Source organism: Streptomyces sp. CLCI03, assembly GCF_053615355.1.
Genome location: NZ_CM132132.1, coordinates 3,319,395 through 3,334,309, shown reverse-complemented (window position 1 = coordinate 3,334,309; position 14,915 = coordinate 3,319,395). Strand labels below are relative to the sequence as shown.

The following is a 14,915-nucleotide window of genomic DNA, read 5'->3' as shown; positions in this document are numbered from 1 at the left end:
AGAATCCCTCACAGGACACGTACATCTATCTTGAGGGGTTCTCTATATCTGCTACCTGCTGGTAGAGGGCCCCTCCGGGGCCCAGCTATTTCTCAGTGGATAGTGAATGGCTGGCTCAGGTTGCCCAGATCCACCTCTGCGCCGAAGTCGATGGTGTTGGAGACTCCCTTGACGAGCGGGTTCAAGCGGACGCTGATTCCTGCCTTGAGTAGGTGGCGTGTCCTCTCGGCGGCGTTGCCTTCGTTCCGCGCCCACATGTGGCGGAAGGTCTCCCCGGTGTCCCGGTATTCGTACCTGTCCGGCTTGTCCCCCTCGGTCGTCAGGGAGTCGTGTTCCTCGTAGAGGGCTGCAATCTCTTCCTCGGTGGACTTCTTGGCGAAGCCTGAGGAGTTCTTGCCTCCAGGGCGGATGGACCTCTGGAGTCCAGTTACATACTCCTCGATCTCCTGGAGTCGCTGGGCATTGTTCGAGCCCTTGACGTAGTGACGTTCGTACATGGGAAAGTCTCCGATGACTCCCAGCACCATGGTCTCTACGGTTTCCCTTACCTTCTCGGCCCGGAAGGCGTAGCCCTTGCCGCAGGACTCCCGGTTGGCCGACTTGTTGCAGCGGTAGACAGGCTTTCCCTGCTGCCTCTCCGGATTGAAGAGGTACAGGTTCCCGCCGCAGCCGCCGCAGAGGACGACGCCACGGTATGCCGTCGTGTTCTTTGTGGAGCGGCGGCCGGCACTGGGGCGCCCGTTCATCTCATCCTGGAGCTTCGTCCATTCCTCGTCGGTGAGAATCGGGTCTGCCATCCGAATCTTGCCCTCAGGGGTAAGGATCGGTTGGGATGCTCCGTACTGCTTTCCGGGAACCTTCACTTCCTCACACTTCCAGCCGAGGATGGTTTCGGACCTCAGAATGGTTGTGAGAGTGCGGCTCCGCCAGATCGGCAGTGGATCGCCATTGTTCTTACGGCGATTGGACATCCGCTCGCCTCCGGGAGACGGAATCCCTCTGGCGTTGAAGTCGTCACAGATGGCCGAGTAGGGTTCCCCGCCCCCGACCACTCGCTTGTACATCTCCCGAATGACTTCCTTCTGATTCTCGCGCACTCGGAGTCTCATTGCTCCGTCGGTGTCGCGGAAGGATTCGTAACCGTAGGGCGGCTTTCCCTTGGCCCAGACATCCTTGGATTTGGCATAGCTCTGGAAGGACTTGACCCGCATCGAGATGTTCTGCGCTTCGGTCTCGGCGATGGCCGCGAACAAGTCGATGATGACGTGCCGAAATGGGCCGACCATATCGAGTACAGGTTCCTTGGCTGAAACCAAGAACTTTCCGCCGTGAGTGGTCGCCCATTTGATCATGTCTTGCATGTCGACGACTTTGCGGACGAATCTGTCCATCTTCCAGAAAAGCAACAGATCGAATTCTGGTGCCCGATTGTTCAGCCATTCCCCGAGCTGTGGTCTCTCGAATGGATGAGACTTGGTGGCGGAGATGTGGGCGTCTTTGGCTACGCCCACAACCTGCCATCCGAGGTGCTGTCGCTCGGCTACGTAGGCCATGCAGTCCTGGAGCTGGCGCTCCAGCGAAGTGGATGCGTCGGTCTCGTTGCTGATCCTGAGGGCGATCAGTACACGCACAGGCTTCATGGCAAGGCACCCTACAACAGCAGTACGCCAGTGACCTGATCTACATGATGGCGTGGACCCCGCTGATCCTCGCCGGAGCGCCCTACCTGTCGCTGGACTCGGTGATCCGGTCGCGCCTGTCCCGGCGTACGGCATAGGTCACCAGCCCGACCAGCGCGGCGAGGGTGAGCCCGCCCATGGTGATCGGGATGACCGCGAACCAGGGCAGGTCCGCCTCACCGGTGGTACCGACCAGGTGGAGCACGCCCGCCACCACCAGGGCCAGCCCCGCGATCAGCCGTCCCGGCTGGAACTCATGACGCCGCACGGGCCACCTCCACCTGTCCGAAGTCCGCACCGAGGTGCAGTTCGATCGTCCCGCCGGCCTCCGTGCCGGCAGCCGGCGCGAGGGTCTGCGTACGGTGCTGCTCGCCGATCCGCTCGATCCGGTCCGCGCGGTCCCCGGGCATCTGCACGTCGCCCGCACGCCGGATGGTGACATCGGCCTGCGCGGTGACCTCCCGGGGCAGGACCACCTTGAGCCGGCCCGCCTCGATCGAGGCCGTGACGGCCACCGTGGTGCCCTTCGGCACGTCCAGCCGGCTCAGGTCCAAGGTGGCGAGCCCCGTGCCCGCCTCGTACACGGGCCGGACGTCGGCCACCGCGGCCGGCCGCCACTCCACCCGCTGCCAGTCCGTGCCGATCTCCCTGGGCAGTACGGCCGCGCCCGCGAGCAGCCCCGCGGTGAACACGGCCAGCACGATCGTGCCGAACCCGGTACGTCCCAGCAGGGAGCTGACCGCGAGGCCCAGACCGAAGACGATCAGCGCCGCGGCGAGCCCGGTCTGCAGGGCCTCGCCGAGCGGGTTGCCCTCCCAGGTGGCCGCCGTCCCCGCGATCCCGGCCAGCAGCGCCAGCACGAAGACCCGGCCGCCGATGCCGCCGCGCGGGCGGGCCGGGGCGACGGGCGCCTTCGCGGCCGCCTCCGGGGTGCGGCGGCCGAACACCTCCGGATCCTCGGTGTCGTCGGGCCCCCACAGATATCCCGTCCCGCCGACCGGGCCGGTCGTACCGTCCTTGACCAGCGGGTCCCGCCACCAGGACGGGCCGCCGGGAGCGGGCGGCGCCTGCGTCTCCGGCGGAGCCGGCGAGTGCGCGGCGCGGGGGGCTCCGCCGGCCGGGTCGGGCGCCTGCGCCTCGGGCCCGGTGTGGCGCTTGCGCTGCGACCAGTACGAGGCCCCGCCCAGCGCGAGCACGACCAGCACCGAGAAGGCCGCCAGCCCGCCGTTGTCCAGCATCGACAGGAACAGCGCACAGCCCACGAGCGCGGCGAACACGGCCGCCAGAGTGGCCCCCTCCACCCGGCCGGTCAGCAGCTTCTTCGCCTCGCTGTCCTCCTCGCCGTCCTGGGGGAGCAGCAGCCACGCGAAGCCGTAGAAGATCAGACCGACGCCGCCGGTGATGGCGAGGACTCCGAGGACGATGCGGAAGACCACCGGGTCCAGGTCGAAGTACCGGCCGAGGCCGCCGCACACGCCCGCGAGGACCTTGTCGCGCTTGCTCCGGCGCAGGGGCGGCCTGGGGTCGGCGGCCCGTGGGGCTCCGGGCCCTGCCGGCGGGGCGTCGTGTACTTCGGTCATGGGTCCATGGTGACGGCCCGCCGCAGGGCGTGGCATCCGGCCCTACCCTGGTGCAACCCTGATATCCCCCCGGTGGAAGTGGGGGGATGCCCTGATGACCGGTCCCCGCCGGGCGTGTGACCCTTGGTGACATGCCCGTAGCCGCCGCTCCCCGTACCCCGCACGCACCGGACGCCGACGAGGTGCCGCAGCGCAAGCTCTACCGCAGCGCCGACGGCCGGATGCTCGGCGGTGTCGCGCGCGGTCTGGCCGGGCACCTCGGGCTTCCGGTGGGCTGGGTCCGACTGGCGTTCCTCCTGCTGTTCATGTGGGGCGACGGGCTGGGCGTGCTGCTGTACGCGGCGTTCTGGGTCTTCGTACCGCTCGGCGTCGGCGGCCGGACCGGGCACCGTTCCTTCTTCGAGTCCCTCCCCGACGGCACCCGCCGACTGCGCAAGCCCGACCGCGGGCAGATCACCGCGCTGATCGCCCTGTTCATCGGCGCGGGCATCTTCATCTCCAAGGTCCAGCTCGGTGGCGCGTCCGGCCGGTACGTATGGCCGACGCTGCTGGTCGGGGCCGGGGTGGTGCTCGTATGGCGGCAGGCCGACAACGCCCGCCGCGCCCACTGGTCGACGGCCGCCGGACGGCACGGACGGCTCTTCCAGGTGGCGCGGGCGCTGGCCGGCGTCGCCCTGGTCGGGGTGGGCCTGACCGTCTTCATCGTCGTCCGGGGCTCCGCCGCCCAGCTCGGCAACGTCCTCACCGCCACCCTCGCCGTCCTCGTCGGCGTGGCCCTGCTCGCCGGACCCTGGCTGATCCGGATGACCCAGGACCTGTCCGAGGAACGCCTGATGCGCATCCGTGCCCAGGAGCGCGCCGAGGTCGCCGCCCACGTGCACGACTCGGTCCTGCACACCCTCACCCTGATCCAGCGCAACGCGGAGGACGTCTCCGAGGTACGCCGCCTCGCGCGGGCGCAGGAACGAGAACTGCGGAACTGGCTCTACAAGCCCGAGGGCACCGGCAAGGACGAGGCGGAGGAGCCGGCCACCCTCGCGGAGGCCGTGAAGAAGACCGCCGCCGAGGTGGAGGACCACCACGGCGTCCCGATCGAGGTCGTGGTGGTCGGGGACTGCCCGCTCGACGAGCGGCTGGCGGCACAGATACAGGCCGCGCGCGAGGCCATGGTCAACGCCGCCAAGTACGGTGGCGAGGGCGGACCCGTACAGGTGTACGCGGAGGTCGAGGGGCAGACGGTGTTCGTGTCCGTACGGGACCGGGGACCGGGCTTCGACATCGACGCGGTACCCGGCGACCGCATGGGCGTACGAGAATCGATCATCGGCCGGATGCAGCGCAACGGCGGGACCGCACGGCTGCGGTCCGCGCCCGACGGCGGCACGGAAGTCGAGCTGGAGATGGAGAGGGCGGCGAACACAGCATGACCGAGGCGGGAGAGAACGCAGGCGTGGGGGAGACCAGGCGTGTCCGGGTGGTGCTCGTCGACGACCACAGGATGTTCCGTACGGGAGTGCAGGCCGAGATCGGCGAGACCGAGCGGACGGGCGTCGAGGTCGTCGGCGAGGCGGCCGACGTCGACCAGGCCGTCACCGTCATCACCGCCACCCGGCCCGAGGTGGTCCTGCTCGACGTGCACCTGCCCGGCGGGGGCGGCGTCGAGGTACTGCGGCGCTGCGCCCCGCTGATGGCGGCGGCCGAGAACCCGGTGCGGTTCCTGGCGCTGTCGGTGTCGGACGCGGCCGAGGACGTCATCGGGGTCATCCGGGGCGGTGCGCGCGGGTACGTCACCAAGACCATCACCGGCACCGACCTGGTGGACTCGGTCTTCCGGGTGCAGGACGGGGACGCGGTGTTCTCGCCGCGGCTGGCGGGCTTCGTGCTCGACGCGTTCGCCTCGACGGACGCACCGCCGGTCGACGAGGACCTGGACCGGCTCACGCAGCGCGAGCGCGAGGTGCTGCGGCTGATCGCGCGCGGGTACGCGTACAAGGAGATCGCCAAGCAGCTCTTCATCTCGGTGAAGACCGTGGAATCGCACGTCTCCGCCGTCCTGCGCAAGCTCCAGCTCTCCAACCGGCACGAGCTGACCCGCTGGGCGACGGCCCGCCGCCTGGTCTGAGTCCGGCGCCCGGGGTCTGACCTGCGGTGTGACCCACGCCGCAGGTCGACCCGGCAACCGGGAGCGCGCCCGCGGCCCTCTAGGGTGGCGTGATGAGCTTGACCGGTACACCCTTCTTCGCGACGGTGATCGCCCTGACGGTGATCGCCGTCGTCCTTCCGCTGGCCGTGTGGAGCAAGGTGCGCGGCCCGGCCGCCGTACGCGCCGCCGTACGCGTGCTGATGGTGGTGTTCGCCCAGGTCACAGCCGTCGCCCTGGTGTTCGTCGCGGTCAACCGGGCCGAACACTTCTATGCCTCGTGGAGCGACCTGCTCGGCACCGGCAAGTACGTCACGGCCGCCCCCGACCTCGGTCCGGACGGACTCGGCGGCAAGAAGGTCGAAGAGGCGCCGAAGGTCAAGCAGCAGTTCCAGCCGGTGGAGGGGGTCGGCGGGCGCGTGCAGAAGACCGAGCTCGACGGCAAGATCTCCGGGGTCAAGGGCGACGTCATGGTGTGGCTGCCGCCGCAGTACGACGACCCGGCGTACAAGGACAAGAAGTTCCCGGTGGTCGAGCTGATACCGGGCATACCGGGGACCGGGAAGTCCTGGTTCCAGGGGCTCAAGGTGCACGAGGTGCTGGAGCCGCTGATGAAGAGCGGCAAGGTCCAACCGTTCATCCTGGTCTCGCCGCGCGCCATGCTGCTCGGCAACGGCGACACCGGCTGCGCCAACCTCCCCGGCAAGGTCAACGCGGACAGCTGGTTCAGCGTCGACGTCCGCAAGATGGTCGTCGACAACTTCCGGGCCTCGGACGAGGCCCGCACCTGGGGCGTGGCCGGCTACTCGGCCGGCGCGTACTGCGCCGCCAAGCTCGCCATCGCCCACCCCGACCGCTACAGCGCGGCCGTCTCCCTGTCCGGCTACAACGACCCGGGGCAGGAGCCCTCGTCCCTGGTCGCCAAGGACCCCGAACTGCGTCGCACGCACAACCTGAAGCACCTGCTCCAGGCCACGCCCACCCCGCCGCCGGTGGCGCTGTGGATGTCGGGGGCCGAGCAGGACGGCTACCTGTCCGGCCTGGACCTCAAGGCGATCGCCAAGAGCCCGACCACGGTCCACGCGGAGAAGGTCGTCGGCGGACACAACCTCGAATCCTGGTCCAAGCAGCTGCCGCAGACCTTCGGCTGGCTGAGCGGCGTGGTCAAGGCCCCGTAGGGGGTGTCCTTCCCGCCGGGCCCCGCCTCCGCCGATCGGCAGACGGCTCCCGCGGAGCCCGCCGCCGATCTCTGCCGGTCGGCCGATGTGCCCGGTCCCGGTCGGCCGGGAGTCTGGTCCCACGACGAATCCGAGGGGGATCAGGGTCATGGCACACGCGGTGAGCAGCGCGAACGAGCAGGACCAGGTGGTGGCGGTGCGCCGCCGATGGTGGTCGGGTTGGCCCCGCTGGGCCCCGTACGCGGCGGCCGCCTGGTCCCTCGTCCACGGACTGGCCGGGCTGTACTGGGCCTTGGGCGGCGCCGGTTACCCCTTCGGGCCGGTCCCCGAGGACCGCTCGACGGGATCCGTCCTCGAACCGAGCCCGGCCGCGGTCGTCGGCCCGATCATTGCCGCGCTCGGTCTCGCGGGGGCGGTCCGCGGAGTGCTCATGGCACGCAGCCGCCCGGTGGGTGGCGGCGTCACCCTCGGCTACTACCTCCGCCGGCGCGGGACCTGTGGGTACTGCGCCCGCGGCTGAGGGGACTACGCGGGGCGGGAGGCGCCGGCCCAGGGCATCGAGTCGATCGGCGCCAACCGGACCGTGGATCCGGGGCGCGGGGCGTGGATCATCTGACCGTTGCCGATGTAGAGGCCGACGTGGGTCACCCCGGAGTAGAAGAACACCAGGTCGCCGGGGGCCAGCTGGTCGCGGGACACGCGTCGGCCGGCGTTGATCTGGGTGTAGGTGGTGCGGGGCAGGGAGACCCCGGCCGAGCGCCAGGCCGCCTGTGTCAGGCCGGAGCAGTCGAAGGACCCCGGGCCCGTCGCGCCCCAGACGTACGGCTTGCCGATCGCGCTGTACGCGAAGGCCACGGCGCGGGCCGCGCGCGAACCGTCGGACGGGGGCGGGGGCGTGCTGCCCGTGGAGGCGGCGGATCCGGTGGATCCCGCGGGTGCGGTGGCCGATCCGCCGGGCGACCCGGCCTCGTAGGCGGCCCGCTCCTCGGCGGTGAGCCGGGCCAGCATGTTCTTGGCGGCGGTGAGCTTCTCCTCGATCACGGCCTTGTGCGAGGCGAGTTCCCGCTGCCGGGAGCGGAGGTCGGCGAGTCGCCCGGAGGCCTGCTCGCGGAGCTTGCCGACCTCGTCGAGCCGGCGGCGCACGGTGGTGATCCCGGCGGCGTTGCGGTCCCCGGCGCGGGCGATGAACGCGGCCTGGGAGAGGTACTCCTGCGGGTCGGAGGCCATCGCGAGCTGGACGGCGGTGCCCAGGGACCCGCTGCGGTACTGGGAGGCCGCGAGCGTGCCGAGCGCGCTGCGGGCGGTGTTGAGCTGATCGGTCTTGCGGGCGGTCTCCTCGCGCAGCCCGGTCAGCGCGCGTTCGGCCTCGTCCGCCTGTTCCTTCGCCCCGTTGTACTGCTCGGTCGCCGCCTCGGCCTCCTGGTAGAGCCGGTCCACCTCCGACTTGACCTGGGCGGGGGTGGGCCGGGGGTCGGCCTGGGAGGTGCCTTCGAAGGCGGTGGCGGTGGCAGCGCCCGCGAGGGCGAGGGTGGCGGCGGTCGTCCGTACCGGGCCGCCGGAGAGCGGGCGCTGCCTGGGCTTTCGATGACTGGCCACGCGGGCCTCACGTCCTTCCTCTGTCGGTGCCTGGAGGAGGACGCTAGACCCGAAGGTAACGGGCGGATGACGAGATGATCGTAAGTGTCTCGATACGATCGGAGTCGGCCGCCGAGGACCGGAGCGGATCGTTCCGGTGCGGGTCAGTGCCAGAGAAGGGCGATGAAGATGTTGATCACGGTCAGCCCGCCCACCGCCCCGAACAGCGCCTTGTCCACGTGCTCCTCGTCGCGCTTGACGTAGACGAGGCACAGGATGACGAAGAGGAGCGCGAGCTTCACGCCGACCTTGACGTTGTTGACGGGGGTCCCGTCCATCTGGTTGAAGCCGACCAGGGGGACGCCGGTGACGAGCATGGTGAGCGCGCCGTGCAGCATGGCGGGCGTGAATCGGGCGGTGCCCGCGCTCATCGCCTTCATCTGGGTCAGGAAGCCACCGAGAAGCGCGGCGATCCCGATGATGTGCAGGCCGACGAAGACACTGATGAGTACGTCCATGGCGCCGAGCGTACGAGGCGGCCCGGTCGGCGGAGGAAGCGGGTCGGCCCTGCCGTGACGACCTCCGGCCGCTCCCCGGGGCGTTGATCGTTCGAGAATCTCGAACGGTTCGACGATGTCCGTACGAGATCTGCGTACAGTGGGGTCATGCCTGCTGCCGCCGCCGAGCCGACCCACCCCGCCGCCGACCGCATCGAGCTGGTCGAGGTGCTGGCGGCCCTCGGGCACCCCGTCCGGCTGGAGATCGTCCGCAAGCTGGCCTCCGGCGAGGAGGCGTGCTGCGGCGAGGTCGTCCCCGACCTGCCCCGCTCCAGCGTCACGCACCACCTCAAGACGCTGAGCGAGAGCGGGATCGTCCGCCGGCGCCCCCAGGGCCGCAAGCTCTTCCTCGCACTGCGCCGCGAGGACCTGGAGCTCCGTTTTCCCGGTCTGCTCGAACTCGTGCTGGCCTGTCGGTCCCGCCCCCTAGACTCGGAATGCGATGAGCAGCCTCTTTGACGACAGTTTCCTGGCGGACCTCACCCCCTCCGACGAGGTCCCGCCGCCGCCCGAGGATCACGCCGCCCCCGAAGCGGGCGCGGACGATCTCTTCGGGGGGCGGTTCGACGTACCCATGAGCGGGGACGCGTACTACCGGGACGGCGCCCCCAGGCCCGTCATCGACCCGGCGACGCTCCTGGACGGGCTCAACGAGGAGCAGCGCGCGGCCGTGGTGCACGCGGGCACCCCGCTGCTCATCGTGGCCGGCGCCGGCTCCGGCAAGACCCGGGTGCTGACCCACCGCATCGGACACCTGCTGTCCGCGCGGAACGTCCACCCCGGCCAGATCCTGGCGATCACCTTCACCAACAAGGCCGCCGGTGAGATGAAGGAGCGCGTCGAGGGCCTGGTCGGCCCGCGCGCGAACGCCATGTGGGTCTCCACCTTCCACAGCGCGTGCGTGCGCATCCTGCGCCGCGAGTCCAAGCGGCTCGGCTTCACGTCCTCGTTCTCGATCTACGACGCGGCCGACTCGAAGCGCCTGATGGCGCTCGTCTGCCGCGACCTGGACCTGGACCCGAAGAAGTTCCCGCCGAAGGCCTTCAACGCCAAGATCTCGAACCTGAAGAACGAGCTGATCGACGAGGAAGCCTTCGCCGACCAGGCCGTGGACGGCTTCGAGAAGACCCTGGCCCAGGCGTACGCGATGTACCAGGGGCGGCTGCGCGAGGCCAACGCCCTCGACTTCGACGACATCATCATGACCACGGTCCACCTGCTCCAGGCGTTCCCGGACGTCGCCGAGCACTACCGGCGCCGCTTCCGGCACGTCCTCGTCGACGAGTACCAGGACACCAACCACGCGCAGTACACGCTGGTGCGTGAGCTGGTGGGCACCGGCTACCCCGACCTGCCCCCGGCCGAGCTGTGCGTGGTGGGTGACGCCGACCAGTCGATCTACGCCTTCCGCGGCGCGACCATCCGCAACATCCTCCAGTTCGAGGAGGACTACAAGGACGCGACGACGATCCTGCTGGAGCAGAACTACCGCTCCACGCAGACGATCCTCTCCGCGGCCAACGCGGTCATCGAGCGCAACGAGAACCGCCGCGCGAAGAACCTGTGGACCGAGGCCGGCACCGGCGCCGTCATCACCGGCTACGTCGCTGACACCGAGCACGACGAGGCCCAGTTCGTCGCCGACGAGATCGACCGGCTCACCGACGCGGGCGACGCCAAGGCGGGCGACGTCGCGATCTTCTACCGGACCAACGCGCAGTCCCGCGTGTTCGAGGAGATCTTCATCCGGGTCGGACTGCCCTACAAGGTCGTCGGCGGCGTGCGCTTCTACGAGCGCAAGGAGGTCCGCGACGTCCTCGCGTACCTGCGCGTCCTGGCGAACCCCGAGGACAACGTCCCGCTCCGCCGCATCCTGAACGTGCCCAAGCGCGGCATCGGCGAACGCGCCGAGGCGATGATCGACGCCCTCGCGCTGCGCGAGAAGATCACCTTCCCGCAGGCCCTGCGCCGCGTGGACGAGGCCTTCGGCATGGCGGCACGCTCCACCAACGCGGTGAAGCGGTTCAACGTGCTGATGGAGGAACTGCGCACGATCGTCGACTCGGGCGCCGGCCCGGCGGTGGTGCTGGAAGCGGTGCTGGAGCGCACGGGATACCTCGCCGAACTCCAGGCGTCGACCGACCCGCAGGACGAGACGCGCATCGAGAACCTGCAGGAGCTCGCGGCCGTGGCGCTGGAGTTCGAGCAGGCCCGCGAGGCCGCGGCGGCCGAGGCCGCCGAGACCGGGGCCCCGGCTCCCGGGTCCGGCACCCTGGCCGAGTTCCTGGAGCAGGTCGCGCTCGTCGCGGACTCCGACCAGATCCCGGACGAGGACACCGAGGGCACGGGCGTCATCACGCTGATGACCCTGCACACCGCCAAGGGCCTCGAATTCCCCGTGGTCTTCCTGACCGGCATGGAGGACGGGGTCTTCCCGCACATGCGGGCGCTGGGTCAGACCAAGGAGCTGGAGGAGGAGCGCCGCCTCGCCTACGTGGGCATCACGCGGGCGCGCGAGCGGCTGTACCTGACCCGCTCCAGCATGCGCAGCGCGTGGGGCACGCCCTCGTACAACCCGCCGTCGCGGTTCCTGGAGGAGATTCCGGCCGAGTACCTCCAGTGGAAGCGGACGGGCGCCACGCAGAAGCCGGCGGGTCCGATGCGCAGCTCGGGGTACGGGTCGTCGTCGTCCGGATCGGGCAAGGCGACGTTCGGCACCTCGCCGGAGGCGTTCCTGTCCTCGTCGCGTACGAAGTCGGGGCCGTCAGGATTCGCCACGCGTCGGGCCGCCGACAAGCCGGTCATCGCCCTGGTGGTCGGGGACCGGGTCACGCACGACCAGTTCGGGCTCGGCACCGTCATGGAGGTCAAGGGAGCGGGCGCGGACGCGCAGGCCACCATCGACTTCGGGGACGACAAGCCCAAGCGGCTGCTGCTGCGTTACGCGCCGGTGCAGAAGCTCTAGAACGACGGGCGACCGCGCGGCCTTCGGGCCGCGCGGCGCTCGGATCAGCTTGTGGGGTGCGGGAGTTACGTCGGGTCCAGACCGTGGCTGCGCAGCCACGGCAGGGGGTCGATCGCGGATCCGCCGCCGGGCCGGACCTCGAAGTGGAGGTGCGGGCCGGTGGAGTTGCCCGAGTTGCCCGAGTAGGCGATGACGTCGCCCGCCTTGACCTTGCCACCGCGGATCTTGGTGGAGCTGAGGTGGCAGTACCAGGTCTCGGTGCCGTCGGGCGCGGTCACTATCGCCATGTTCCCGTAGGCGCTGTTGTACTGGGTGCGCACGGTGCCGTCGGTGGCCGCCATGACCGGGGTCCCGTAGGAGACCGGGAAGTCGATGCCGGTGTGCACCGACATCCACATGCCGCCGGCCTGGCCGAAGTTGGCGCTGAGACCGTGCTGGTTCACGGGGATGGCGAACTTGGGGCGGGCGGCCTCCTTGGCCGCGGCCTCCTCCGCCTTCTTCTTCTTTTCCTCTTCCTGGCGCTCGCGCAGGTCGATGCGCTCCTGCGTGCGGCTCGCGCGGTCCGCGAAGTCGCCCGCGTCGGCGCTGAGCGCGACCAGTTGGGTGTCGAGCTTGGTGTTCGCCGCGACCGGTTTCACCGAGGCCGGGTCGGGCGCGGCCATCGTGGTGGGTTCCTCGGCGGGCCGGTCCGTGCCGGTGAGGCCGCCGACGGAGGCGGCCGCGACGCCCGCGACCCCCATCACGCAGGCGGAGGGCACGGCCACGGTCAGCAGGGCGGAACGCTTCGCCGGATTGCGGCGACGGCTGTTGCCACCGCTGCCGCTGCCGGTGCCCGCCTTGGCGGCGGAGCCGGTCTTGCCGTTGCCCTTGGTGGCCGTCCGGCGCGCGGAGCGCGGGGTCGAGGTCACGGGCATGGTCTGGGTGGGGAGGTCGTGGACCTCGGGCAGATCGTGCGCCTCGGGCAGCTCGAACGCCTCGGGCGCCTCATGTGCCTCGTGGACCAGAGGCGTCTCCTCGGAGAGCACCTCGAAGACGGCCGTCTCGCTGTAGGTGGCGGACCCGGTCTCGAAGCCGGTCTCGAAGCCGCTCCCGTGACCGGGGTCGACGACGACGGCCTGGGTGGCCTCGTAGGCGTAGCCGACGGTGGTCGCCTGGTACGTGTACTCCTGCTGCTGCCCGGATTCGGGCGCGGGCCGGTACTCGTAGGCGTAGCCGGCCTCGGGCTGGGCCGGGGTCTCGGTGACGGTGTTCCAGGCGGTGGCGTCGTAGGCGCCGGTCTCGGTGCCGGTGGTGCCGTAGCCCGGCATCGCCCAGTGCCCGGTCTGCTCGCCGGAGGTGTCGTAGCCGAAGGGGGGCTGCTGGTACTGCGTGTAGCCGGAGTAGTCCGTGCTCGGCGTGTTCCAGGCGCTCGCGTCCCAGCTCCCGGTGGTGTCCTCGGGGGCGACCTGGGTAGGGATCGTGGACAGGTAACTGTCCTGCGAGGCCCACGCGGTGGCGTCGTACGCGCCCGTGTCGTAGGAACCGTAGGCGGCGTAGTTGACTCCCTGACCCTGCGTTTCATAGGAAGCGTAGGGGGAGTCACCAGCGAAAGCGGTGGTGGAAAGGCCGTCGTACCCGGGATCTGGGTACTGGCCCGACGTGGGGCGGTCGTTCACCAACTTCTCTTTCGCCTCGGCAGTGGGGGCCTGGGTGGCCGGGAACGCAAGGTTCACCGGAGGAGAGCAGTGGCGTGACTGTACCCGGCGGTTACTCGCCACGACAATCTTCGCCGGGTCCCCAGATCTCCGGAACCGGGCATTCGGCCGTCTTTCGGTCGTCGAAATGCGGACCCTTGGCCTTGAGTTCGAAATTCGTTCGACTGTCGGTCGCTCGTCGGTCAGGCGACGGAGGCGGCGTCGGAGCCCGTGACGGCGGCCGGACCGGGTCCGTCGAGGATGCGTCGGACCGCCGCGATCACGGCGGGATGGGCGGCCAGCGCAAGATGTCCGATACCGGTGACCTGCACGTTCTCCACACACAGATCCGGGTGTTCGATCCGCGCGGTCGCGACCGGAAGCATGATCGCGTCGAACTCGCTCCAGAACGCGACGCATCGGGTGGCGCAGTCGGGCGCGGGCGCGGCGAGCTCGGTGATCACCTCGGAGTCCGGGCGTATCTGGCGAATCAGCGGGTGCGCGTCCATGAAGGGGGCGACCCGGGTGCCCGAGTGCGGTGTGCCGAGGGTGACGAGGGTCCGGACGCGGCTGTCGCCGCCGAGTCGCTGCACGTAGTACCGGCCGACCAGTCCGCCCAGGCTGTGCCCGACCAGATCCACCCGCTCCTGCCCGGTGCGCTCGCACAGCTCCTCGACACGCCGGGCGAGATGGCGGGCGGTGACGCGCAGGTCGAGGGTGAAGGGGGAGTAGTTGTACGCCTCCACGTGCCGGCCTCCCGCGCCGAGCGCGCGGCGCAGCAGGACGAAGACGGACCGGTTGTCGGTGAACCCGTGGAGCAGGAGGACCGGCGGCCGTGTCGTGGGCGGGCGGTCGGTGACCTTTTCCTGGCACACTCCGGTGGGATACAGCAGGAGGTGCCCGCCGAACACCATCACCTCGAGTGCTCCGGCCCGCAGCGCGGCGCCGGACAAGGGCATGGACATGGGTACGGACAGCCCCATCGACGGCCTCCCCTGAGCCTCAGCGGGACCGCGGCGGTCGCACCACCGTGCCGTGCGGCTGTCGGCACGGTGGCGCAATGCCGTCCCACGTGTGATTTCCCCCTCGTGATTGACCGCGAAACGGCGGCGTGCGCGATGCTGTACTTAACGTTCGTTCACTCGGGAGGCAGTGCGATGGGTGTGACCGGTCCGATCCGTGTGGTGGTGGCCAAGCCGGGTCTCGACGGCCACGACCGCGGGGCCAAGGTGATCGCGCGGGCGCTGCGGGACGCGGGCATGGAGGTCATCTACACCGGCCTCCACCAGACCCCCGAGCAGATCGTGGACACCGCCATCCAGGAGGACGCCGACGCGATCGGCCTCTCGATCCTCTCCGGCGCCCACAACACGCTTTTCGCGCGCGTGCTGGAACTCCTCAAGGAGCGCGACGCGGAGGACATCAAGGTCTTCGGCGGCGGCATCATCCCGGAGGACGACATCGCCCCTCTGAAGGAGAAGGGCGTGGCCGAGATCTTCACGCCGGGTGCGACGACGACCGCCATCGTGGAGTGGGTCAACGCCCACGTCCGTCAGTAGCCTCCGCCG

At 70.0% G+C, this 14,915-nt stretch carries 14 protein-coding genes; 7 read left to right on the top strand and 7 right to left on the bottom strand.

Annotation, left to right across the window (positions count from 1 at the left end):
- Positions 1-92: 92 nt before the first annotated feature.
- From ACWG52_RS15155 to ACWG52_RS15145, 3 genes are all read right to left on the bottom strand, one after another.
- Positions 93-1,640 (bottom strand): recombinase family protein, encoded by a 1,548-nt coding sequence (locus ACWG52_RS15155; RefSeq protein WP_389807714.1) that lies wholly within the window; start codon positions 1,638-1,640, stop codon positions 93-95.
- An 82-nt stretch (positions 1,641-1,722) separates the two neighbouring features.
- Positions 1,723-1,947: a hypothetical protein gene (locus ACWG52_RS15150; RefSeq protein ID WP_033219496.1), complete on the bottom strand. Its 225-nt coding sequence runs from the start codon at positions 1,945-1,947 to the stop codon at positions 1,723-1,725.
- Positions 1,934-3,259 carry a PspC domain-containing protein gene (locus tag ACWG52_RS15145; protein WP_389807711.1) on the bottom strand — a complete coding sequence of 442 codons (1,326 nt, stop codon included), beginning with the start codon at positions 3,257-3,259 and terminating at the stop codon, positions 1,934-1,936. Before ACWG52_RS15145 ends, ACWG52_RS15150 begins: the two co-directional genes overlap by 14 nt.
- Before the next feature lie 131 nt (positions 3,260-3,390).
- Here ACWG52_RS15145 and ACWG52_RS15140 point away from each other — a divergent pair, with 131 nt between their 5' ends.
- The 4 genes from ACWG52_RS15140 to ACWG52_RS15125 all read left to right on the top strand — a co-directional run bounded on the left by ACWG52_RS15140 (position 3,391) and on the right by ACWG52_RS15125 (position 7,097).
- Positions 3,391-4,686, top strand: a complete 1,296-nt coding sequence (locus ACWG52_RS15140; protein WP_033219500.1) for an ATP-binding protein — start codon at positions 3,391-3,393, stop codon at positions 4,684-4,686.
- Positions 4,683-5,381 carry a LuxR C-terminal-related transcriptional regulator gene (locus tag ACWG52_RS15135; protein WP_033219501.1) on the top strand — a complete coding sequence of 233 codons (699 nt, stop codon included), beginning with the start codon at positions 4,683-4,685 and terminating at the stop codon, positions 5,379-5,381. The genes ACWG52_RS15140 and ACWG52_RS15135 overlap by 4 nt, the downstream gene beginning before the upstream one ends.
- 92 nt (positions 5,382-5,473) lie before the next feature.
- Positions 5,474-6,577: an alpha/beta hydrolase gene (locus ACWG52_RS15130; RefSeq protein WP_389807708.1), complete on the top strand. Its 1,104-nt coding sequence runs from the start codon at positions 5,474-5,476 to the stop codon at positions 6,575-6,577.
- A gap of 148 nt (positions 6,578-6,725) precedes the next feature.
- A complete protein-coding gene (locus ACWG52_RS15125) occupies positions 6,726-7,097 on the top strand; it encodes a hypothetical protein (protein ID WP_389807706.1) in 372 nt (123 codons plus the stop codon).
- Positions 7,098-7,102: 5 nt separating this feature from the next.
- On the opposite strand, the gene ACWG52_RS15120 is transcribed toward ACWG52_RS15125, so the two are convergent.
- Together ACWG52_RS15120 and ACWG52_RS15115 are read right to left on the bottom strand one after the other, a co-directional pair.
- Positions 7,103-8,173 (bottom strand): C40 family peptidase, encoded by a 1,071-nt coding sequence (locus tag ACWG52_RS15120; RefSeq protein ID WP_389807704.1) that lies wholly within the window; start codon positions 8,171-8,173, stop codon positions 7,103-7,105.
- Positions 8,174-8,316: 143 nt separating this feature from the next.
- Complete coding sequence (locus ACWG52_RS15115) at positions 8,317-8,670, bottom strand: hypothetical protein (RefSeq protein ID WP_453128909.1); 354 nt, start codon at positions 8,668-8,670, stop codon at positions 8,317-8,319.
- Between the two features lie 147 nt (positions 8,671-8,817).
- Here ACWG52_RS15115 and ACWG52_RS15110 point away from each other — a divergent pair, with 147 nt between their 5' ends.
- Both ACWG52_RS15110 and pcrA read left to right on the top strand, forming a co-directional pair.
- On the top strand, positions 8,818-9,168 hold the full coding sequence (locus ACWG52_RS15110) for an ArsR/SmtB family transcription factor (RefSeq protein ID WP_389807702.1): 351 nt from the start codon (positions 8,818-8,820) through the stop codon (positions 9,166-9,168).
- Complete coding sequence (gene pcrA, locus ACWG52_RS15105; RefSeq protein WP_033219510.1) at positions 9,152-11,674, top strand: DNA helicase PcrA; 2,523 nt, start codon at positions 9,152-9,154, stop codon at positions 11,672-11,674. Before ACWG52_RS15110 ends, pcrA begins: the two co-directional genes overlap by 17 nt.
- A gap of 65 nt (positions 11,675-11,739) precedes the next feature.
- On the opposite strand, the gene ACWG52_RS15100 is transcribed toward pcrA, so the two are convergent.
- A complete protein-coding gene (locus tag ACWG52_RS15100; RefSeq protein ID WP_453128908.1) occupies positions 11,740-13,329 on the bottom strand; it encodes a M23 family metallopeptidase in 1,590 nt (529 codons plus the stop codon).
- Positions 13,330-13,550: 221 nt separating this feature from the next.
- Positions 13,551-14,312, bottom strand: a complete 762-nt coding sequence (locus ACWG52_RS15095; protein WP_453128907.1) for an esterase/lipase family protein — start codon at positions 14,310-14,312, stop codon at positions 13,551-13,553.
- 192 nt (positions 14,313-14,504) lie between these two features.
- Between ACWG52_RS15095 and ACWG52_RS15090 the strand changes: the two genes are divergently transcribed.
- Complete coding sequence (locus ACWG52_RS15090; protein ID WP_030712743.1) at positions 14,505-14,906, top strand: cobalamin B12-binding domain-containing protein; 402 nt, start codon at positions 14,505-14,507, stop codon at positions 14,904-14,906.
- Positions 14,907-14,915 lie beyond the last annotated feature (9 nt).

Bases quoted from the DNA above. Each gene is read 5' to 3' on its own strand.
- ACWG52_RS15135 (WP_033219501.1), top strand. From the start codon at position 4,683: ATGACCGAGGCGGGAGAGAACGCAGGCGTGGGGGAGACCAGGCGTGTC.
- ACWG52_RS15110 (WP_389807702.1), top strand. From the start codon at position 8,818: ATGCCTGCTGCCGCCGCCGAGCCGACCCACCCCGCCGCCGACCGCATC.
- ACWG52_RS15140 (WP_033219500.1), top strand. From the start codon at position 3,391: ATGCCCGTAGCCGCCGCTCCCCGTACCCCGCACGCACCGGACGCCGAC.
- ACWG52_RS15155 (WP_389807714.1), bottom strand. From the start codon at position 1,640: ATGAAGCCTGTGCGTGTACTGATCGCCCTCAGGATCAGCAACGAGACC.
- ACWG52_RS15090 (WP_030712743.1), top strand. From the start codon at position 14,505: ATGGGTGTGACCGGTCCGATCCGTGTGGTGGTGGCCAAGCCGGGTCTC.
- pcrA (WP_033219510.1), top strand. From the start codon at position 9,152: ATGAGCAGCCTCTTTGACGACAGTTTCCTGGCGGACCTCACCCCCTCC.
- ACWG52_RS15145 (WP_389807711.1), bottom strand. From the start codon at position 3,259: ATGACCGAAGTACACGACGCCCCGCCGGCAGGGCCCGGAGCCCCACGG.
- ACWG52_RS15125 (WP_389807706.1), top strand. From the start codon at position 6,726: ATGGCACACGCGGTGAGCAGCGCGAACGAGCAGGACCAGGTGGTGGCG.
- ACWG52_RS15130 (WP_389807708.1), top strand. From the start codon at position 5,474: ATGAGCTTGACCGGTACACCCTTCTTCGCGACGGTGATCGCCCTGACG.
- ACWG52_RS15095 (WP_453128907.1), bottom strand. From the start codon at position 14,312: ATGTCCATGCCCTTGTCCGGCGCCGCGCTGCGGGCCGGAGCACTCGAG.
- ACWG52_RS15115 (WP_453128909.1), bottom strand. From the start codon at position 8,670: ATGGACGTACTCATCAGTGTCTTCGTCGGCCTGCACATCATCGGGATC.